14 protein-coding genes and 1 tRNA gene are annotated in these 21,557 nt (G+C 36.6%); 4 read left to right on the forward strand and 11 right to left on the reverse strand.

Annotated features, from left to right (window positions below):
* Positions 1–143: 143 nt before the first annotated feature.
* The 3 genes from purL to EV142_RS09285 form a co-directional block, all read right to left on the reverse strand.
* Positions 144–3,809, reverse strand: a complete 3,666-nt coding sequence (gene purL / locus EV142_RS09275) for a phosphoribosylformylglycinamidine synthase (protein WP_132034778.1) — start codon at positions 3,807–3,809, stop codon at positions 144–146.
* 620 nt (positions 3,810–4,429) lie between these two features.
* Positions 4,430–6,277, reverse strand: a complete 1,848-nt coding sequence (locus EV142_RS09280) for an endonuclease (protein WP_132034780.1) — start codon at positions 6,275–6,277, stop codon at positions 4,430–4,432.
* Positions 6,278–6,634: 357 nt separating this feature from the next.
* Positions 6,635–8,149, reverse strand: coding sequence for a hypothetical protein (locus EV142_RS09285; RefSeq protein ID WP_132035545.1), 1,515 nt, complete (start codon positions 8,147–8,149; stop codon positions 6,635–6,637).
* A gap of 246 nt (positions 8,150–8,395) precedes the next feature.
* Here EV142_RS09285 and EV142_RS09290 point away from each other — a divergent pair, with 246 nt between their 5' ends.
* The 4 genes from EV142_RS09290 to EV142_RS09305 all read left to right on the forward strand — a co-directional run bounded on the left by EV142_RS09290 (position 8,396) and on the right by EV142_RS09305 (position 10,862).
* On the forward strand, positions 8,396–8,824 hold the full coding sequence (locus EV142_RS09290; protein WP_127338604.1) for a PaaI family thioesterase: 429 nt from the start codon (positions 8,396–8,398) through the stop codon (positions 8,822–8,824).
* 7 nt (positions 8,825–8,831) lie between these two features.
* Positions 8,832–9,896: a chorismate-binding protein gene (locus EV142_RS09295; RefSeq protein WP_132035548.1), complete on the forward strand. Its 1,065-nt coding sequence runs from the start codon at positions 8,832–8,834 to the stop codon at positions 9,894–9,896.
* A 110-nt stretch (positions 9,897–10,006) separates the two neighbouring features.
* Positions 10,007–10,723 (forward strand): bacillithiol biosynthesis deacetylase BshB1, encoded by a 717-nt coding sequence (gene bshB1 / locus EV142_RS09300; protein WP_132034782.1) that lies wholly within the window; start codon positions 10,007–10,009, stop codon positions 10,721–10,723.
* Between the two features lie 65 nt (positions 10,724–10,788).
* A tRNA-His gene (locus EV142_RS09305) sits at positions 10,789–10,862 on the forward strand.
* Between the two features lie 349 nt (positions 10,863–11,211).
* Here EV142_RS09305 and ypfJ read toward each other — a convergent pair.
* The 8 genes from ypfJ to EV142_RS09345 all read right to left on the reverse strand — a co-directional run bounded on the left by ypfJ (position 11,212) and on the right by EV142_RS09345 (position 21,550).
* Complete coding sequence (gene ypfJ / locus EV142_RS09310) at positions 11,212–12,060, reverse strand: KPN_02809 family neutral zinc metallopeptidase (RefSeq protein WP_132034783.1); 849 nt, start codon at positions 12,058–12,060, stop codon at positions 11,212–11,214.
* A 90-nt stretch (positions 12,061–12,150) separates the two neighbouring features.
* Positions 12,151–15,834 (reverse strand): response regulator, encoded by a 3,684-nt coding sequence (locus EV142_RS09315; protein ID WP_132034785.1) that lies wholly within the window; start codon positions 15,832–15,834, stop codon positions 12,151–12,153.
* 96 nt (positions 15,835–15,930) lie between these two features.
* Entirely contained in the window at positions 15,931–16,722 is a 792-nt protein-coding gene (locus tag EV142_RS09320) for a hypothetical protein (RefSeq protein WP_132034787.1), read from the reverse strand.
* A gap of 119 nt (positions 16,723–16,841) precedes the next feature.
* The gene (locus EV142_RS09325) at positions 16,842–18,170 is read right to left on the reverse strand and encodes an aldehyde dehydrogenase (RefSeq protein WP_132034789.1); all 1,329 of its coding nucleotides are present in this window, start codon (positions 18,168–18,170) and stop codon (positions 16,842–16,844) included.
* Positions 18,171–18,245: 75 nt separating this feature from the next.
* Positions 18,246–18,935: an RluA family pseudouridine synthase gene (locus EV142_RS09330; RefSeq protein WP_132034791.1), complete on the reverse strand. Its 690-nt coding sequence runs from the start codon at positions 18,933–18,935 to the stop codon at positions 18,246–18,248.
* 88 nt (positions 18,936–19,023) lie between these two features.
* The gene (locus EV142_RS09335; protein ID WP_132034793.1) at positions 19,024–19,374 is read right to left on the reverse strand and encodes a four helix bundle protein; all 351 of its coding nucleotides are present in this window, start codon (positions 19,372–19,374) and stop codon (positions 19,024–19,026) included.
* Positions 19,375–19,485: 111 nt separating this feature from the next.
* The gene (gene panB / locus EV142_RS09340) at positions 19,486–20,304 is read right to left on the reverse strand and encodes a 3-methyl-2-oxobutanoate hydroxymethyltransferase (RefSeq protein WP_132034795.1); all 819 of its coding nucleotides are present in this window, start codon (positions 20,302–20,304) and stop codon (positions 19,486–19,488) included.
* A gap of 49 nt (positions 20,305–20,353) precedes the next feature.
* Positions 20,354–21,550: an SH3 domain-containing protein gene (locus tag EV142_RS09345; protein ID WP_132034797.1), complete on the reverse strand. Its 1,197-nt coding sequence runs from the start codon at positions 21,548–21,550 to the stop codon at positions 20,354–20,356.
* Between the last annotated feature and the right edge of the window lie 7 nt (positions 21,551–21,557).

The raw sequence follows: 21,557 nt of genomic DNA on the forward strand, positions 1-21,557 counted from the left end.
TTTAATATTGTTTTAATTGTTTGCAATTAGCAAACAATTAAAACAATTAATAATTCGTGAAATTAGTGGCAAAAAAAATCGTTATAAATCATTTAATCTGTGGCAAAAAAAAAACGCTCGAATTATCGAGCGTTTTATATTTTTTAGATTTTCTCAATCCATTTTCTGGCATTGACAAAAGCTTCATGCCAAGGAGAAACCTCGTCATTTCTGTCTTTCGGGTAATGTGCCCAGTTCCATTGGAAAGTCGAACGCTCGATATGAGGCATCATCACTAAATGTCTTCCGGTTTTATCACACATCATTGCTGTGTTGTAATCAGAACCATTTGGATTTACCGGATACCCTTCATACGCATATTTAGAAACAATGTTATAGTTTTCTTCGGCTAAAGGCAAATTGAATTTTCCTTCTCCGTGAGAAACCCACACTCCTAAAGTACTTCCGGCCAATGTCGATAACATTACCGAATTATTCTCCTGAACTTTTACAGAAGTAAAGATACTTTCGTGTTTCTGGCTTTCGTTATGCAATAATTTTCCGTGTACTTCATGCTCCGGATTGATTACTTCCAATTCCATAAACAACTGACAGCCGTTACAGATTCCGACAGATAAAGTGTCTTCTCTTTTGAAGAAATTATCCAAAGCTGTTTTTGCTTTTTCGTTGTATAAGAAAGCACCCGCCCAGCCTTTGGCAGAACCTAAAACATCTGAATTGGAGAATCCTCCGACAGCACCGATAAACTGAATGTCTTCCAAAGTTTCACGACCTGAAATCAAATCGGTCATGTGAACGTCTTTTACATCAAAACCAGCTAAGTACATGGCGTTTGCCATTTCACGCTCGGAATTACTTCCTTTTTCACGGATAATAGCTGCCTTAGGTTTTGGTTTTGAAGCGTCGATTACTGGTTTTTTTCCTGTAAAGTGAGTTGGGAAAGTATAGTTTAAAACCTGATTTTTATAGTTTTCGAAACGTGCCTGAGCTCTTCCGTTTTTAGATTGTTTCTGGTCTAGTAAATAAGAAGTTTCAAACCAGATATCTCTGTACTTCGTAATATCCAAATTCCATCCCGAAGCTTCAGTACCAACTTGTAAAGTTTCTGTAGAAGTTACCGAACCAATTTTAAAAAATTCAACATTGTTTCCTTTTAATTTAGCTTCAACAGCTGCATCTGATTTCGCCTGGAAAACGATTCCGATGTTTTCTGCGAAAAGGATTTTCAACAGATCTTTTTCGGCGAAAGCAGAAAAATCAATTTTAGCACCCAAATTTACATCCGCAAAACACATTTCCAATAAAGTGGTGATTAAACCACCGCTTCCGATATCGTGTCCTGCCAGGATCTGATCGTCTAAGATTAATTCCTGAATCGTATTGAAGGCAGTTTTAAAGAAAGAAGCATCTTTTATAGTTGACGTTTCTTTTCCGATAGTGTTTCTGATTTGAGCAAAAGACGAACCTCCTAACTGGAAAGCATCCTGAGACAAATTGATATAATAAATAGAATCTCCGTTTTTCTGTAAAACAGGTTCTACTACTTTTTTGATGTCGATACAATTTCCTCCCGCAGAAATAATAACCGTTCCCGGTGCAATTACTTCGTCATTTGGATATTTTTGTTTCATCGAAAGTGAATCTTTTCCTGTCGGAATATTGATTCCCAATTCGATTGCAAATTCTGAACAGCCTTCAACCGCAGCATACAAACGGGCGTCTTCCCCTTCGTTTTTACAAGCCCACATCCAGTTGGCCGATAATGAAATTCCTTTCATTCCGTCTTTAATCGGAGCCCAGACAATGTTGGATAACGATTCTGCAATAGCATTTCGGCTTCCTGCCACCGGATCAATCAAAGCGGCGATAGGAGCGTGGCCAATAGAAGTAGCAATTCCTTCTTTTCCTAAATAATCCAAAGCCATTACACCCACATTATTCAAAGGCAATTGTAACGGTCCTGCATTTTGTTGTTTGGCAACTTTTCCACCCACACAACGGTCAACTTTATTCGTTAACCAGTCTTTGGAACCAACGGCTTCTAAACGTAAAACGTCTTGTAAATATTTTTCAAAATGGGCACTGTCATAAGAAACATCCGCATATTTTCTATCGATTGTTTTATCGGTCATTACCGTTTTTGGAGAACTTCCGAAGAAATCTTCCAAAGCATAATCCATCGGTTTTGAACCATTTGATTTTGATTCGAAAGTAAAACGGTGGTCTCCCGTTACATCTCCAACCTGATACATTGGCGAACGCTCTCTGTCGGCAATTCTTTGTAAAATATCAATATCTTTCTGGCCGATCACCAGTCCCATTCTTTCCTGAGACTCGTTTCCGATAATTTCTTTTGCCGAAAGTGTCGGGTCCCCAACAGGCAATTTATCTAAATCGATCAAGCCTCCGGTTTCTTCCACCAATTCAGAAAGACAGTTTAAGTGTCCACCTGCACCGTGATCGTGAATTGATACAATCGGGTTATGATCGCTTTCCACCAGACCACGAATGGCGTTAGCCGCACGTTTTTGCATTTCGGGATTGGAACGTTGAATCGCATTTAACTCAATTCCTGAACCAAAAGCTCCGGTATCTGCAGAGGAAACCGCAGCACCACCCATTCCGATTCTGTAATTTTCTCCACCTAAGATGACGATTTTGTCGCCTTCCTGTGGTTTCTTTTTGATGGATTGATCCAGTTTTCCGTAACCAATTCCGCCCGCCTGCATGATTACTTTATCGTAACCAATTTTACGGTCGTTTTCCTGGTGTTCGAAAGTTAAAACCGAACCTGTAATTAACGGTTGCCCGAATTTATTTCCAAAATCAGAAGCTCCGTTGGAAGCTTTGATTAAAATATCCATTGGCGTCTGGTACAGCCATTTTCTTTCTTCCACTGCATTTTCCCATTTTCTGTCTTCTTTCAAACGGGAATAGGAAGTCATATAAACTGCAGTTCCTGCCAATGGCAAAGAACCCTGGCCACCTGCTAAACGGTCACGAATTTCTCCTCCTGAACCTGTTGCTGCTCCGTTGAAAGGCTCTACAGTGGTTGGGAAATTGTGTGTTTCTGCTTTTAATGAAATAACCGAATCAAATTCTTTTACTTCATAAAAGTCTGGTTTGTCAGCTGATTTTGGTGCAAACTGCTGCACTTTTGGTCCTTTTACAAAAGCAACGTTGTCTTTGTAAGCAGAAACAATATCGTTAGGGTTTTGCTGTGATGTTTTCTTGATTAATTTGAATAAAGAAGTTTCTTTTTCTTCACCGTCAATAACAAATGTTCCGTTGAAAATCTTGTGACGACAGTGCTCTGAATTGGCTTGTGAGAAAGCAAAAATCTCAGAATCGGTTAGTTTTCTTCCCAGTTTTGTTGCAAGATTGTCTAAATAATCTACTTCTTCCTGGCTTAAAGCCAAACCTTCTACTTTATTGTATGTGGCAATATCATCGATTTCCAGAATAGGTTCCGGCTGTACGTTGATCGTGAAAATTTCCTGATCCAGCTGGCTGAATTTTTGAGAAAGCATCGGATCAAAATCGGTAAAGTCTTCCGTTGCCGGATGAAATTCTTCAATTCTGATAATGCCCGGAATACCCATATTCTGAGTAATCTCTACAGCATTTGTACTCCAGGGTGTGATCATCGTGGCACGTGGACCAACAAAAAAATCCGTCAGTGCGGATTTTTCGATCTTATTGGAGTTGGCAAAAAGCCAGTTTAGTTTTGAAATGTCTTGAGCCGAAATTTCGTTTTGCGTTTGTACTGCAAAAACAGTTTTGCTTTGGTTTTCAAAGAAATGGATCATTTTGTGTAGTTTGTTGTATTGAGGTGCAAATTTAGTGTAAATAAATAGTAAGCGCAAATTTGAAAACGAAGTCTTTTTAAAAAAAATGGAAGGGTACTTTTTTTACCATATAAGTGTTCAAAGGTTCAAAGTTTCAAAGGGCCAAGGGAACAAAGTTGGAATTTAAGCGTGACAAATAAAAAAACTTTGCGACTTTGCGTCTTTGCGTGCAAAATTTACACTTTTTTTGACCATGTAAGTGATGTAAGTTCATTTAAGAAGTGGGAATAAATCTGTTTGCTGTGTTTTAATTTTAAAGGGGCAAAGGGACATAAGGACAAAGTTTGAATTTAAGCGTGACAAATAAAAAAACTTTGCGACTTTGTGACTTTGCCTGCAAAATTGACGCTATTTTTTTGACCATGTAAGTGATGTAAGTTCATTTTAGAAGTTCGATTGTGTTTTGTTTTTTAATCTCCCGCAGATTTTGCAGATTGAGCAGATACAAGGATTAGTAAAAGTTTTCACAGATTTATAATACCGTAATTCAATAAATCCGCTCAATCTGCAAAATCTGCGGGAAACTAAAACAAAAAAAGCGGCAATTTGCCGCTTTTAGTTTATGAGAATCTAATTTTAAATTAGTTGATGATGATTTTTTTATACACTGTTTTTTGATCTTTCGTGATGACAACAATATATATTCCTTTCGCAAGATGACTCACGGCTATTTCCGGATTGGTTGCATTTTGTTTTTCGAAAACTTTTTGTCCCGAAAATGAAATGATTTCAATCGAATATGGAGCGTCTGAGTTATTATAGCCGATATTGAAATTTCCATTGGAAGGATTCGGGTAAATTATAATTTCATCAGAAACGGATTCAGCTTCTTCTTTAGATGCAATGGCTGTTTTGCTGGCTAAGTTATTACAGGTATCGGTAGTGTACGAATCCCATTGTGAACTTAAGTTGAAGGTTGTGCTCGGAGAAGTTACTGTTGATTTTCTTCTTAAAGTAACATCTGCGGCAAAGTTTGCAGTTCCGCCATTGAAAGTTCCGATGATGTCTATTAAAACGCCATTTTTGAATAATCCCACAGCGTCATTTCCGTTAAACATTAACTCCGTTCCGCTTGTCGAAATATTGGCTGCACCTGTAGAAAAACAAGTCGAAGAAATAGAACTGTTTACAATTACAAATTTACTTCCTGTCGTTAAAGTTCCGCTCAGGGCTAAACCGGTACTCCAGGCACCTGCACCATTCGTTTGTTTTTTAACCGTATAGGCCGATAAACTAACAGAACTTCCGGTATTGTTGGCAATCTCTAAAGCTTTATTGTTTCCTGAACCTTCAATGTATTCAGAGAAAAGCAGTTCGGAAGCTGTTCCTGTTCCGCCGCTGTTTGTGGTAACAGCAATGGTATTGCTTGACGAAGAAATGTTTCCGGCGGCATCTTTGGCTTTTACATAAATAGAATAACTTGTTGATGCCGTTAAACCCGTAATAGTTGCTGTTACTCCTGAAACAGTTGTTTTCAGAACACTGTTGGCATAAACATCATATCCGGTAACGGCAGTATTATCTGTAGAAGCAGTCCAGGAAAGTGTAATGGATGTTGAAGTTTTGGTTGTTGATGCTAAACTTGTCGGAGCGGTTGGAGCAGTAGTATCTCCGGAGGGTGGTGTACCTCCCCAGATTTGATTTACATATTCCGGATGATCGATATACGGATTCCTGTTGTTCTGACGGGCATAAATAGCATTATTTCGGGCAATTTCTCTTGCACTTACCGGATCTTGTGCGTTCCAGGCCAAAAGAGTACTTAAAAAAGCAGCTGTAAACACTTTATTGCTTGATCCGTCAAACATAGGATAAGAATATCCTGCAACCGTATTTTCATAACGTGTTGCAAAATAGAAATACATTCTTGCAATATCTCCTTTAAAAGCATTTACAGGTTCAAAAACAGTTCCTGAATATCCGGATACCGAACTTGATCCCAATTTGCTTCCGTTTTGAGAAGTATAAGTTACTGAACTCACCGTTCCATGCGGATAATTGGAACGGATTCCGTTTACTTTTCCATCGGTTGGTGTGATAAAATGAGCATCTGCAACCATTGGGGATTGTTCGTTAAAGACAGATTGCGGAATGATGTGTTCCCTGTTGTAACAATCACCTTCTACGGAATAACTGCCACATCTTTGTGTGCTGCCTGTAGTATAGTTGTAAGGATCTGTTCCGGAAGGATTTTCAGAATACATGTCTAAAACGGTTCCGTCATTTTCATAGAAATTATCCACATCAGAGGTTTGATAGGTGGTATATAAACCTGCATATCCGTTATCGGTATGCCCTTTAATGATGTTGTATAATTGTGTTTTTAAAGTGTAGCCGGTTCCGGTGGCAGTGCTGTAATAACCCGATGGAATTTGGGCAAAACTGACTGTAAAAAATAACAGTAATAGATAAGAGTAGATTTTTTTCATAAAAATTTGTTTAATGTTTGGTTGGTAATAAATTGATTAATAGTGTTTTAATTTATTGTTGTACCAAATCTACTATTTTTATGAATACGCTGGGTTAAGGAATGATTATTTTTAGATATATTTTCTTACGGTTGTTTTTTTTACTATATAAGTGTTCAAAGATTCAAAGGTTCAAAGGGACAAAGGTGCAAAGGTGCAAAGGTGCAAAGGTGCAAAGTGACAAAGTTTGAACTTAATCCTTACAAATAAAAAACTTTGGGACTTTGCGTCTTTGAGAGCAAATTTTGACGCAAACTTAAATGTACTTACATCACTTATATGGTAAAAAGCGTCATCTTTACGCCTTGTAGCAAATCTTTATTTTGGAAAGTCAGCACTCTGATAAGCACCCAAATCCGGTGGAGAAGTTCTTGTAGTTCCCAGAATGTCCAGCGGAATTGCATACGCCTGATTTCCTTTCGCGAAAGCGGCAGAAGTTTTATCAATATTAAATTTGTTCTGAGAAACTTTATAAAACTTTGGATTTTCATTCAGAATGATCTGGTTGTAATGAACGGCATCGTCCTTAAACTGATAATCCGGATTCTTGCTGGTACTGCTGAATTTTAACAAACAACTATTCAATTGATAGACGAATTGCGCGTTTGTACTTTTGTCCAGATTAAATTCATTGGTACTGGAACCATAAATAATACAATTGTTAAACGTAGCCTGAGTCAGGTCTTTCGTTTCCGGAGTTGCTCCGGACAGGCGGTTGCTTAAGTTAACGGCAAAATGGTCGCTACTTTGCCAGTTGTTATAAAAAGTAGCATGCGTAAAGCTATAATCTCCGCCATAAATACAGGATAAACTAGCCAAACCGGCATAATTAATAACGATATTCTCTGCTTTGATTCGTGCATGCTGCGCTAAAATGCCATATTGGGAACAGTTGTAAATCTGTGTGTTTTTGATCTGAACCGTCGTAGCATCCTGATTCCTGATCGATAAACCAATGGTTGCATTTTTTAGTGTCAGGTGATTGATGGAATGATTGGTACTTCCGTCAGCCAGAATAATGGCGCCCCATTGTCCGGGAATATCCGAATACAGGGATTCTAACCTATCGCCTTCAAAAAAGACTTCATTTTCTAATTTTTCAGTTGTAGAAATCGTTCCGTTAATTTGCAGGGAAGCATTTTTGTCCACGAAAAGCCCTGAATTAGCATGAAAAAACACTTTGGAACCGGCTTCGAAAGTGACAGTCTTATTTTCAGGCACTCCTGCATACCCGTAAATGACATACGGTTTTTTGTTCGTAAAAAGAAGCTCATTTCCGTTTGCAGCATCATTTTGATCCAGATAAAAACCATCCACAGGTTTACCATCGATCTGGATTTTTTCCTTGCTTCCGTCCGGATTTTGTTTGGGAAATAAAAAAACGGCATCCTGAATTAAGGTAACCAAAGCTACTTTTTGAAGATTGGCTCCGCTGTCAAATTGAATTTCGTCGGTATATAAAAAATCAGTCGGATCGGCATCGGTGATATCTGCTGTTGTTTCTATAAAAATATACAGGCTGTCTTTGGCCAAAAGGGTAATATTATTGAAAATTTTACCATTGTTTCCGCTTGTTCCGTCTACCGTCATTCGGTATTTGGAGTTTAATCCTTTTTTAAGCTGAATAACGGGAATTGAAATATCATCTTTGCTTTTGTTGTACACTTTAAGCTGATACGTACTTGAACCTATGTTTTTAAAAACCGTATCCAGGTAAACGGTATCTTTTGAAAACTTTAAATTTCCGGAACTGGCTACGGTGTCAAAATCAGTTCGACAGGAACTGGCAGTTAAAAATATTCCGAAAATGAAGAGTATATAGTAATGACGCATCTGAATATGTTTGTTGTTTTTTGCCACAGATTTAAAGATTTAAATGATTTTCTACTTTAAATAAATAAATTTTTAATCGGTGATAATCTGTGGCAAAAAAATAATTTCAGCCAAAGATGAATATTGATTGTTTGTGTAAAAATAACAAAAAACTGACAGGTTCGAAGATCATTTTAATAATACAATTGTATTTTATAATTTGTATCTCTTCTTTTCTTTAATTTTACGGCTTTAAATTCCATTTTAATGAATTACACAAAAGAACAAATATTAGAGCGTTGCAATCAGTTCACTAAAAACACACTGATGGAAACCCTGAAAATAGAATATATAGATGCCGGCGAAGATTTTCTGACTGCAAAAATGCCTGTAAATCCAGCGGTTCACCAACCGATGGGACTGTTACACGGAGGCGCTTCAGTCGCTTTGGCTGAAAGCGTTGGAAGTGCAGCCTCCTTTTTCTTTATAGATCCGAAAGAGCAGGAAGTCCGGGGCATCGAGATTTCTGCCAATCACCTGAAAAGTATTCGCGAAGGTTATGTTTTCGGAACCGCACGCATCATTCATAAAGGAAGAAGCATCCATCTTTGGGAAATTAAAATTACCGATGAAGAAGGCAATCTGATTTCACTTTGCAAATTGACGAATATGGTTCTGGACCGAAAGAAAAGCTAGTGGAATGATGAATAATTTCTTTTCTAAAATAAAACTGCATAAAGAACAAAATTTACCATTTGTACTTTATTCCAAACCCAATTCAACTAAAATGATTGGGCTTTTACAACAAAATAATGTTTTGTATACCGTTTCCGATTTTACCGAAAAGGGATTTGTCTTTGCTTCTTTTGATGAAAAGCAACTGATTCTGATTCCGGAAAACGAATCTGAAATAATTACTTCCGAACAGGAAAATATAGAATTCAGTCTGATTGAAAGGAGTGATTCCGGTTTTGATCCGGTTGCTAAAAAACAATATGAAGATTTAGTTGCCAAAGGAATTCAGGCGATTAAAAACGAAGAGTTCAAAAAAGTGGTCTTATCAAGAAGCGAAAGTGTGGTGGTAACGGATTTTGATTTTATAACGACTTTTCAGCAGTTGATTCAATTGTATCCGACTACTTTTAGTTATTGCTTTTTTCATCCTGAAATCGGCTTCTGGATGGGGGCAACGCCGGAACAATTATTAAAAGCCAACGGAAATGTATTTGAAACCACTGCTTTGGCCGGAACGCAAAAAGCCGAATCAGAAGTTGAAATTTCCTGGCAGCAAAAAGAAAAAGACGAACAGCAATATGTAACTGATTTTATTGTAAAAAGACTTCGTGAAGTGGCGCTATCGGTTCAGGTGACGGAGCCTTACAGTATCAAAGCGGGATCGATCTGGCATATTAAAACCGATATTTCGGGTGTTTTAAATGAAAATTCGACTTTGGAAGAAGTAATTGATACGCTGCATCCAACACCTGCAGTCTGCGGTTTGCCTAAAAAGAAAGCAAAAGCATTTATCATTGCAAACGAAAACTATGACCGGACTTTTTACACGGGTTTTTTAGGGGAATTAAACAGCAGTCTCGCATCAAACGCCGTAAGTTCTGATTTATTCGTAAATTTACGCAGCATGCAGATTATGGAAAATAAAGCCATTTTGTACATGGGCTGCGGTATTACCAAAGAAAGTATTCCTGAGAAAGAGTGGGAGGAAAGTGTCAATAAATCGATGACGATGAAAAGAGTTTTGGGGAAGTGAAAAATAGTCGCAGTATGCAGTCGCAGTTTTCAGTCGCAATGCATACTGAGACTGAAAACTGCAACTCAAAACCTGAAACCTGAAACAAAAAAAACAAACAAACAAACAAAATGAAATTAGATATACTAGCCTTTGGCGCACATCCGGATGATGTGGAATTAGGTTGTGCCGGAACCATTTTAAAAGAAGTATCACTGGGTAAAAAAGTAGGTATTGTTGATTTAACACGTGGCGAACTGGGTACGCGCGGTACGGCTGAAATTAGAGATCAGGAGGCAGCGGATGCAGCAAAAGTATTGGGTGTTGTAGTTCGTGAGAATCTGGCCATGCGTGATGGCTTTTTTGTAAATGATGAAAAACATCAGCTGGAAGTCATTAAAATGATCCGGAAGTATCAGCCTGAAATTGTATTGTGCAATGCTATTGAAGATCGTCATATCGACCACGGGAAAGGAAGTAAATTAGTTTCAGATGCTTGCTTCTTATCCGGTTTAATGAAAATCGAAACTTCAATTGACGGAGTGAATCAGGAAGCCTGGCGACCAAAAGTTGTTTATCACTACATTCAGTGGAAAAACATTGAACCGGATTTCGTAGTGGACATCACAGGTTTTGAAGAGAAAAAAATAGAAGCTATTCTGGCGTATAAAACGCAATTTTATGATGCCAATTCCAAAGAGCCCGCTACGCCCATTACAAGTAAAAACTTCCTTGAAAGTTTAAATTACCGTGCACAGGACTTAGGAAGGCTTGTTGGGAAAGATTTTGCGGAAGGATTTACTGTCGAAAGATGTTTGGCTGTCAATAGCTTAGAAAATTTGATGTAATTTTTTCAAATTTTTCTTTGTAGAAGTAAACCTTTGTTGTATATTTGCAACCGCAAAGAAAAATGGTGGTTGTAGCTCAGCTGGTTAGAGTATTGGTTTGTGGTGCCGAGGGTCGCCGGTTCGAACCCGGTCAGCCACCCAGAAATTTAAAGCCTTGAAGAAATTCAAGGCTTTTTTTGTGCCTTTAATTTAAATCGCAAATCTTAAACTCCAAATTCCAAATTTCAAATTCCAAATCCCAAATTCCAAATCTCAGCAATTAGAATTGAGTCAATATTTTTTGTCATTTCGACGTAAGGAGAAATCACATGCGCATAGACGCACAGCACGGAATAGGTGATGTGATTTCTCCTTACGTCGAAATGACAACATTGTGCAGCACTATAAAGTTTGGAATTTAGATTTTAAAGATTGTCTTTTTTTTTTGATACAAAAAAAGCATGACGTTTAAGTCATGCTCCAATTGGTTTATTATATTTGGTTGTGTATTATCTTATTTCTTCAAAAGTGGTTCCCTGTTTGATATCTCCGGTGCTAAAACCTTTTTTAAACCAGTACATTCTTTGTTCGGATGTACCATGTGTAAACGAATCCGGAACTACATGACCCTGCATTTTACTCTGAATAGCATCATCTCCAACCGCATTTGCGGCACTTAAGGCTTCTTCTATATCGCCAGCTTCAAGATATTGCTGGTTATCATGAGCCCATACTCCGGCGTAAAAATCAGCTTGTAGTTCTAAAGCTACGGATAGTTTATTAGCCTCTGCTTCGCTTTTCCCTTGCTGCTCTTCACGCATTTTTTCTGAAGTCCCGAGTAAGGTCTGAATGTGGTGGCCAATTTCATGCGATATAACGTATGCAATTGCAAAGTCCCCGCCCTTGGCTCCAAATTTTGTTTTTAGTTCCTCAAAGAAGTCTAAATCCATATATACTTTTCGATCACCGGGACAGTAAAATGGTCCGGAAGCAGAGGATGCTCCGCCACAGGCTGTTTGTACGGAACCTCTGAAAAGTACTAATTTAGGCTTTTCGTAGGTCATGCCATTTTCGGCAAAAATTTTGCTCCAGGTGTCTTCATTATAAGCTAGTATCGTCCTAACAAAGTCCCCCATTTCCTTATCTTCTTTGCTTAGCGGTGCTGCAGCTTCCGTGGATTGCTGTCCGCCTTGCATTTGTTCTAAAGCATTCCCGACAGTTTGGCCGGTTTCACCACCAAAAACATTTAATAACAAAATAATTATACCAATAATTCCGCCTCCTGCGGCAACTTTTCCGCCAGACAAACCTCTTCTGTCTTCAACGTTATCACTTTGTCTTCTGCCTAACCACTTCATATTGTGTTGTGTTTATGATTATAATAATTTCAGCTGTACGAATTTATAGCTTTTTTTGGAGAATTTGTTGTATTAAAACGAATATCATTTCTATTTTATCCATTTGGATAAAGCCTCTTCAACCGTACCGCGAATGATCGGTTTTGAAATGTAATCATTCATTCCGGCAGATAAACATTTGTTTCGTTCGTCTTTTTCGGCACCGGCGGTAACTGCAATTATCGGAATGCTTTTTCCTGTTAATGTATTCCTAATGGCTCTTGTAGCTTCATAACCATTCATAATCGGCATTTGAATGTCCATAAAAACCAGATCGGGACTAATATTTTCGATTTGATTTACAGCTTCATAACCATTTTCACATTCATAAATAATCGTGTTGAGATTCAGGTTTTTTAAGATTGTTTTGAGCAAAAGCATGTTTACTTTGTTGTCTTCTACAATTAAGATGCTTAGTTTTTTTTGATTGGAATAGTAATTCAGATCAAATTCGTGGTTGATTGTTTTGGATACTATTTTGTATTTTTCATTAATGCTTTTGTGACTGATATTTAAATTCAGGTCAAAATAAAAATTACTTCCCTCGTCTATTTTGCTTTTGAGCTGTAAACGGCTTTCCATCAAAGCGAGCAGCTGATTAGAGATGGTTAGACCTAAACCGGTTCCTCCGAATTTTCTGGTCGTAGAACTGTCTTCCTGAGAAAAAGCCTTGAATATTTTCTTCTGGTTTTTTTCCAGTATGCCAATTCCGGTATCAATAACCGAGAAACGGATGATGTAATTTTCTTCTGATTTTTGCTCAATAACCGAAACGTTTAGTTTGATGCAGCCTTCGTTTGTAAACTTAATGGCATTGGATAAAAGGTTGATCAGGATTTGTTTTAGACGTACAATATCGGTCCAGATGTATTTCGGCACGTTTGGATCGACGTTCAGTTCAAGTTGAAGACTTTTTTGATTGGATTCATAAACGATTAAATCAAATATTTGTCCTAATATTTTCTGGATGTCGTAGAGGTCTATAAAAAGCTCCAGTTTTCCGGCCTCAATTTTAGAGAAATCAAGGATATCATTGATGATTTCCAATAAAGAATGCGCGGACTGATTGATGGTGGTCATGTACTTTTCCTGAATTTCTTCAAGATTCGTTTTCATCAGTAAATGTGTAAATCCGATAATGCCGTTTAAAGGCGTACGAATTTCATGAGACATATTGGCAAGGAAATCAGATTTTGATTTATTTGCCGCTTCTGCCAGTTCTTTGGCTTTTATGGCATCTTCGCTTTCTTTGATTTTCGCCTGATTTCTGTTTCGGTCCAAAGCTGATGAAATATTATTGGCCAGTGTCTGAAAAATATAGATTTCATCATCCGTCCATTTTCTGTCTTTGGTGCAGTCATCAAAACCGATAAAACCTGAAAAGGTATTATTGGTATATAAAGGCAAAATCAAAATAGATTTGATTTCATTGGCAATCAGCAATTTTTTGAAAAAAGTATCTTCGAGGTTTTGTGTTAAAGTGCTTAACACTTTTTTACTTTGAGAATGTTCAATTATTTCTTTTAAATCTTCTTCTGTAAAATGTTGTAATTCTGTTATTTGATGTTTCACGCCATCTCTGGACCATTTGTATTGCTGGGTAATGGTTTTGGTTTCAAAGTCTTTTTCGTAATAAAAAATATGATCGACATTTGAGGCTTCCCCTATAATTTCGTAGGTCTCCTCAAACATTTTATGCGTGCTTTTGCTCATTAAAAACTTTTCTGTACAAAGGGCCAGTGCAGAAAGTAATTCACTTTTCAGTTCCAGTTTTTTCTCTGCTTTAAGCCGCATTTGGGATGAAATGGCCAGCGATATCACATCTGATATGGTTCTGGCATAATTGATATCTTCATTATCCCACTCTCTTTTTTCCTCGGTACTTTCAAAACAAGCCACGCCAGCTAGTTGCCCGTTCAGGAAAATAGGCACGTCCAGCATCGATTTTATTTTATTCCGGGTAAAATAGACTTCCTTAAATTCGGAGGTTTCTAATTTATTAAAAACATCCGGAGCGTTTATAATGGCTTTATTTTTTAAGGTTTCAAAGTAAATCGGATACGATTCCTTATCGAGAACATTTTTATCACTTAAGCTCTGATTATCCCAGCTAAATAAGTTTTTGCAGGTTATAATGTCATTGGAATATCTCCAGAAACTCACTCTGTTTGTCCTGGATACGGTCGCAGCTTCCTGAATGATATAATCAATTACGGTTTGAAAATTGCTGTAATTCCGAAAATCGGTGGTTGATAATTTTTTGGTGGAATTGTTGTAGGATTCGATTTTTTCGAGACGCCTTTTTTTCTCGTTTTCGATATCTTTTATTTCCGTAATATCTCTTGCGATACCTGCAAAACCAATGGTCTGGCCTAAGTCGTTTTTACGAATAATTACTTTTTGGGAAATCCATAATTCCTCGCCGTTTTTCTTTAAGATTGGAATTTCAATAGTGGGATAATTGATTTCATTCTGCTCTAAATTTTCGTAAAAATCAACGGCGTTTTTTATATAATCTTCATGGATGAAATTGGAATAATGCTGCATAATTATTTCACTTTCATAATAGCCTAAAATAGAAAACCCAAATTCATTTACAAACGTAAAATAACCATCTACATTGATTTCAAATATGATATCCGTAGCGGTCTGAATCAGGTTTTTGTATTGGTCCTGAACTATAATCTGTTCCGTAACATCCTGACCAATGCTGATAATTAAATCTTCAGAAAACTTTTTATCTTTCCATTGGATGTATTTGTACTCGCCATTCTTATTTTTTAATTTCTGAATATACAGTTTATCATCAATCTGCATTTTATTGTGATTTTCTTGTATGAATTCCTGGTCTTCAGTGAGTTTCCAGAATTTCATGGCCATAACTTCATCCGGCAGATACCCTAAAATAGAGGTAATGGTTTCACTGCAAAATAATATTTCACCTTTTTGATTGGTTGCAATGGTAAGCGAATTTCCTTTGTGAACAATTTCATTTGTAAATCTGAAATTATCCCGGCTGTTTAATAAAACGGCGTATTTTACCTGATTGATAATGAAAATCAGAATCGAAAAATTGATTAATAATATGGAGGATTTTAATGGAATTAAATGAAAAGCAATTGTAATGATCTGAAAGGTAAAAGCCAAGGCGACGAAAATCCAGTAAATCCTGATGGGCTTTAAAATATTATAAGCAAAGAAAAACGAAATTAAAAAAACAATAATCGGTACAACATCATTAGAAAGGTAAGTAATATTGTAGGCAACATAGGAAATATAAATAAAGAAAGAGAAGATAAAAATGGGCTGAATTTTATCTCTCAGTACTTTTATTTTATCGGTTACAAAATAAATCAGCAGTACAAAAAAACCAAGGGATACATTTGCGATCAATAAACTTTTAGGTCTGATCTTAAAGATTTCATTGATAATTTCGATTACAATAATGGCGATCCCAAAGAACAGAATGTAGAGCTGGTATTCCCTGCTGGCAGTGTCATCTTCTCTTTTCTTTTCGATGAAATATCCAATTTTAGCCTTAATTCTAAAAAATTGATAGATCAGCAAAGTAAGAAATCCAGCTAAAGACAATCCTAAAATAATGATTTTAGGATTGTTATAGAAAATAATATCAGAATTAAATACAAACCAGTTTAATCCGCTTGCTTTCAGGGCATCTCCAAAAGTGGTGATTCCCGAAATCAATGAATGAATACAACTATAGTTTTGTACCATAGTATTTGGGGTATATTTGGTTTAGTAAATAGCCTTTTTGAGTTTCTAAAAAAGAGTAGGTTAAGCTCTTTTTTTTATTTAGAAAATCTGCAATTATTATAAATCCGACTGACCAATAGCGTCAATAGAATTTTCGTCTTCATCATTTAATATGATAGCTCTGTAAATCGCATAATTTACGGAATATGTAATTGGAATTGTAAATACAATACCAATACAACAGCCAATAAAACCAACCATAGAAGCCAATCCTCCAACGATCACTAAAAGAAGAATTACAAAGGGTTGTTTACTTACGATCATAACGCTCGATTTGATAGCATCTATCGCGTTTAGTTCACCAAAAATGATCAAAGGAATTGTTAGCGTAGTAAATAAGGTAATCACAACTGTAATGAGGGTATCTACGAACATAATGCCCAGTAAGCTGAAACCAACTGAAATTAGCCCTCCCAACAAAGAGATTGACAAGGTGGCTATAAAAAGGTTTGGAAAGTGACGTGACGTATAATAAGAAAAAATAGTGGAAACATTAAACGCTTCATCTTTATCTGCACAATCAGCCATTTTTAGAAATCCTGCTGTAAACGGACTTAAAAATGCAGCTACAAAAGCAATCACTAAAGTGTAGATCATTAAGATTGAACTGTCTGTCTGTTCGCTTTGAAGGTTTTTGAAGAATTGTTCGTTAAAATGCTCAACTCCATAAAGTGCTACTAAAATTCCTCCGCCAAGGAAAAAAGCTAAAATAGAAAATACCAATAATATCAATCCTGCATAAAGTGCTATTTTTTTGTAGTTTTCGAAAGCGTGGTTGAATACATTCGAAAAATCTAACGAATAGCCATTTTTCCTAATGTCTTCGATTTGGTCAAGTGTAGATTTCATTTTTTTGAGTAAAATTGTTTTATAGTCTTGTTTTCTTTGATGTTATTCAGACGTAAATATAATATTTTTAATCAATTCCATATAAAAATCTACAAAACATTACTAAAATGTTTTAGTGCTTATAACCAGTCTAATATGCGTTTAATTGCCGTTAATTTATCTTTATAAGGAGCATAACGCATCGGCAGGTCCAGCCAGTTTCCTTTTTTGACCACTCCTTTGTGATGCGAGAAAATATCAAAGCTTAGTCGGCCATGATACGCTCCTATACCACTATGGCCAACACCGCCAAAAGGGAGTCTTTTATTAGAAAAATGTACCACAGTATCGTTGATACAACCGCCTCCGAAAGAGTAAGTTGTAATTAGTTTTTTGGCAAAAGATTTGTTATCACTAAAAACGTAAAATGCAAGAGGTTTCTCATATCTGCTGATTACATTTTTAATTTCTTCTTCCGTCTCATACGTAAGGATAGGTAAAATTGGACCAAAAATTTCTTCTTTCATCACAGGACTGTCCAAACCTGGTTCTTCAAGAAGTGTCGGTGCGATATATAAGGCGTTAGCATCTGTTTCTCCGCCAAATATTACTCTTTCCGGATCAATCATATTCACTAAACGCAACCAGTTTTTGGTATTGATGATTCGGGCAAAATCAGGCGATTTCTCCATTTTTTTGCCATAGGCTTTTGTAATTTCTTCCATCATAAAAGAGAGAAAATTGATTTTCATATTCTTTTGAATCAGGATATAATCGGGAGCAATACAGGTTTGGCCGGCATTGATAAACTTGCCCCAGATAATTCTTTTGGCAGCTAATTTTAAATCGGCAGTTTCATCAATAATACAAGGGTTTTTTCCGCCTAATTCAAGGGTAACGGGAGTCAGATTTTCCGCAGCGGCTTTGGCAACCACTTTACCTACGGCTACACTTCCGGTAAAGAAGATATAATCCCATCGTTGTGCCAGTAGTTTATTTGAAACTTCTACACCACCTTCAAAAACTTCAACGTGATTGATATGAAAAGTCTTCTGAATGATCTTCGTTATGATTGCTGATGTATGGGGTGTAAGTTCCGAAGGTTTTAAAACCACGCTGTTTCCCGCCGCAACAGCCGAGATAAGCGGGCACAAGGCAAGCTGAAAAGGGTAATTCCAGGGTGCAATTACCAATACTTTTCCGTACGGTTCTTTGTAAATATAATCAGTGGAAGGAAAATTAAGAAGCGATGGGAAAATACGTTTTGGTTTTGCCCACTTATGGATATTCTTAATGGTGTCTTTCAATTCTGAAATGACATAATTGGTTTCGGTTAAAACAGCTTCAAATTCAGGCTTTTTAAAATCATCGTATAAAGCTTTTACAATTAGATCCTCGCTTTTCTGAATGTTATACAATAACTTTTTTAGCGTTTCTTTTCTATATCCGATGTCGTTTTTGTAGTCCATTTTGCGATTAACTTGATTTTTTGACTCTGCAAGTTAAATGATAAAATTTAAAAAAATAACAATTTCATCATAAAATCACAGCGCATTCCAGATCGTTTCATCCGGCACAGGCGCAATAATTGTAGTGTTTTCTTTAGAAACAGGATGTACAAAAACTAATTTTCTGGCGTGCAGATGAATCCCTCCGTCGGGATTACTCCGGTCGGCTCCATATTTTAAATCTCCTTTTATCGGAGAGCCGATTGCGGCCAATTGAGCACGAATCTGATGATGGCGGCCTGTATGAAGATTGATCTCTAAAGCCACATAATTCTGAAGTTCTTTGAAAACAGTATAGTCCAAACTGGCAATTTTACTGTCTGGAACTTCTTTTAAATGGGCTTTTGAGGTATTATTTTTTTCATTTCGCTTTAGAAAATGAACCAATTTGGCAGTTGTTTCAACGGGTTTGTTTTTAACAACTGCCCAATATGTTTTTTGTGTTTCGCGATTGCTGAACATTTCGTTCATTCGCGTTAACGCTTTGCTGGTTCTGGCAAAAACCACTATTCCCGTAGTAGGCCTGTCCAAACGATGAATGACTCCCAGAAATACATCACCCGGTTTATTGTATTTGTCTTTAATGTATTCCTTAACCACATCAGATAAAGGTTTATCACCGGTTTTATCACCCTGTACAATATCACCCACACGTTTATTGACCACAATAATGTGATTGTCTTCGTGTAGGATTTGGAGATTGTTTTTATCTGAAATAATTTTCATTTTAGACTTGCTTAGATTTTTGGACTGACTTAGACTTCTTAGAGTGCAGCACTTGGTTGGATTGTTTTGATTAGTGTCTTTGGAAAAATCATAATAAAGTCGCTCTAAATCTTGATGTCATCTTAATAATTTCCTCCAACATAGTTGTTAATTCATTTGTGCTTTCTTCATTTATAAATCCTAAATCAGATGAAATTAAAAGTTGTGTTTCTACTTCATAAGCAGAACCGATTGCAATTTCTAAAAATCTTGCAAAGTCTTTATTAGAATTTCGTGAAGAACCTTCTGCAATATTTGAAGGAATTGAAACCGAAGCTCTTCGCAATTGATTTGTTATTCCAAATTTTTCTTCACTTGGAAAATTAGCTGTTGCGCTATAAATTTCAGAACAAAACAATCTGCTTTTCTTCCAGATTAAAAGCTCTTTAAATTGATGCATTTTTTAGATTAGTTAGATTCTAGACTGTCTTAGACTTCTTAGATTGTTCAGATTTTCAAAGAATAAGATCTAAGAAGTCTAAGACAGTCTAATATCTAAGAAAGTCTAATTTTAGTATTGTTCACTGGAATTCGGAAAATCACTAGACTTAACATCAGCAGCATACTGACCAATTGCTTTGGTCATTTCGTCGTATAAATTTAGATAACGACGTAAGAAACGCGGACTGAATTCGTTGTTCATTCCTAACATATCGTGAATAACCAAAACCTGCCCGTCAACGCCGCCTCCGGCACCAATACCAATAACCGGGATGGAAATGCTTTTGGCAACCTGCTCTGCTAAATGTGCTGGTATTTTTTCTAAAACAACACCAAAACAGCCTATTTTTTCAAGCATTTTGGCATCTTCAATTAGTTTTTCAGCTTCTTCGTCTTCTTTTGCACGAACGCTGTATGTTCCGAATTTATAGATGGATTGTGGGGTTAAACCCAAATGTCCCATAACCGGGATTCCGGCGTTTAATATTTTTTTGATCGATTCCTTAATTTCTTTTCCTCCTTCAAGTTTTACGGCGTGACCGCCACTTTCTTTCATGATTCTAATAGCAGAACGCAAAGCTTCTTTTGGATCAGACTGGTAACTTCCAAAAGGTAAATCAACTACCACCAATGCTCTTTCTACCGCACGAACTACAGACGAAGCGTGATAAATCATCTGATCTAAGGTAATTGGCAATGTCGTTTCGTGACCCGCCATAACGTTTGAGGCTGAATCGCCGACTAAAATCACATCGACTCCTGCGGTATCCACAATTTTAGCCATTGTAAAATCGTAAGCCGTAAGCATAGAGATTTTTTCTCCGTTGCTTTTCATTTCGATTAGTGACTTTGTTGTGATTCTTTTATAATCTTTTTTTGCTACTGACATTTTATTTTTTTTTGAAGATGTAAAAGTATTGAATAATTATAGATTGAAATCAGCAATAGAAGAATATTTCGATGTTAAATAACTTTCCATCTCTGAACTCTATTTTAAATTCACTGTCTTCCAATTGTATGGAGTAAAGATGTGGTGCCTTTATGGAGGCGCCAATATAAGGACCGTATTTTTCGACAAATGCTTTTTCGGATACCGAATGGTCTAAAGTTGCATTGGCATTAAAAACGAGTTTGTTGTTTTCGTTAATAAAAACTTTGGTTATTTCTGCCTGATTTTGTTTTTCATCGACAGACGCTTCCAAATCCGGGTAATAATAAAAAAGGTCACTTAAGTAAACGCTGCATTCATCGCTTATGGTTGCTTTTTTTACCGGTTTTCCGAATATCTTCACTAAATCTTTCTGAGTTAAAAACAGCGATTTGGTTTTTACTCCTTTCAGAACAAATTCTGATTTTTTAACGAAAGCAAGAATTTCTTCCGGATTTTTATGCTTAGCTAATCCTTTGGCTATGATCATATTCAATTCGGTATCAGCCAGAAGTTTTGGATCGTTTATTTGTTTGACTACCTCATAATATTTTTGATAAGCCGGAGCTAAAGTTGCACTGTTGCTATTCCAGGCCAGTTCTACAAGTCGCTCGCCAACCGTTTTGCGTTCTTGAATATTAGTAACATCGAGTTTGTCAAACTCTTTGAGTAAAGTATTGAAGTCAGGTCTTTTTCCAACGAATTTTCTTAATGTAAATTTAGCGTATTCATCACTAAAATTCCCGCTTATATTTACCCATTCTTCCTGGTTTTTAGGAAGATAATTAATTGCCACAGGATCACCTGTATTCAGGATTTCTTTAATTTTTGAATTTTTATCAGGCTGGGCACGCGCTTTCAAACCGGCCACTAAAACAAAAAGATGGTTGCTGCCATAATAATTATCATTGCCTTCTATAAGTGGATTTTCATTGTCTCTGACTTTAACATCGGCTGCGTTTAATCGTGTGGTAACGAATTTCTCGGGAATATAGCCTTCCGATAAATTATCTGCTTTTACTTTATACCAGCCGTTTTTACTTTCGGATAATAATTGAACTTCGGCGCCATATTTAAAATATCCTAAAAATTCAGCAGAAGTGTTTGGTGAAGTGTACAAACGAGTATCTGAATTGAGGAAGTAGCGTTCCTGAGCGTGCAGTATAACGGAGCAAAATAGGATTGCTAAAAAGTAATATTTTTTCATGAAGTAT

Origin of the sequence: Flavobacterium circumlabens (genome assembly GCF_004345565.1) — a bacterium.
GTDB lineage: Bacteria > Bacteroidota > Bacteroidia > Flavobacteriales > Flavobacteriaceae > Flavobacterium > Flavobacterium circumlabens.

What these genes read in the sequence shown, in the direction of transcription:
- purL (WP_132034778.1), bottom strand. Translation starts at nt 3,809, where the DNA reads ATGATCCATTTCTTTGAAAACCAAAGCAAAACTGTTTTTGCAGTACAA.
- EV142_RS09280 (WP_132034780.1), bottom strand. Translation starts at nt 6,277, where the DNA reads ATGAAAAAAATCTACTCTTATCTATTACTGTTATTTTTTACAGTCAGT.
- EV142_RS09285 (WP_132035545.1), bottom strand. Translation starts at nt 8,149, where the DNA reads ATGCGTCATTACTATATACTCTTCATTTTCGGAATATTTTTAACTGCC.
- EV142_RS09290 (WP_127338604.1), top strand. Translation starts at nt 8,396, where the DNA reads ATGAATTACACAAAAGAACAAATATTAGAGCGTTGCAATCAGTTCACT.
- EV142_RS09295 (WP_132035548.1), top strand. Translation starts at nt 8,832, where the DNA reads ATGAATAATTTCTTTTCTAAAATAAAACTGCATAAAGAACAAAATTTA.
- bshB1 (WP_132034782.1), top strand. Translation starts at nt 10,007, where the DNA reads ATGAAATTAGATATACTAGCCTTTGGCGCACATCCGGATGATGTGGAA.
- ypfJ (WP_132034783.1), bottom strand. Translation starts at nt 12,060, where the DNA reads ATGAAGTGGTTAGGCAGAAGACAAAGTGATAACGTTGAAGACAGAAGA.
- EV142_RS09315 (WP_132034785.1), bottom strand. Translation starts at nt 15,834, where the DNA reads ATGGTACAAAACTATAGTTGTATTCATTCATTGATTTCGGGAATCACC.
- EV142_RS09320 (WP_132034787.1), bottom strand. Translation starts at nt 16,722, where the DNA reads ATGAAATCTACACTTGACCAAATCGAAGACATTAGGAAAAATGGCTAT.
- EV142_RS09325 (WP_132034789.1), bottom strand. Translation starts at nt 18,170, where the DNA reads ATGGACTACAAAAACGACATCGGATATAGAAAAGAAACGCTAAAAAAG.
- EV142_RS09330 (WP_132034791.1), bottom strand. Translation starts at nt 18,935, where the DNA reads ATGAAAATTATTTCAGATAAAAACAATCTCCAAATCCTACACGAAGAC.
- EV142_RS09335 (WP_132034793.1), bottom strand. Translation starts at nt 19,374, where the DNA reads ATGCATCAATTTAAAGAGCTTTTAATCTGGAAGAAAAGCAGATTGTTT.
- panB (WP_132034795.1), bottom strand. Translation starts at nt 20,304, where the DNA reads ATGTCAGTAGCAAAAAAAGATTATAAAAGAATCACAACAAAGTCACTA.
- EV142_RS09345 (WP_132034797.1), bottom strand. Translation starts at nt 21,550, where the DNA reads ATGAAAAAATATTACTTTTTAGCAATCCTATTTTGCTCCGTTATACTG.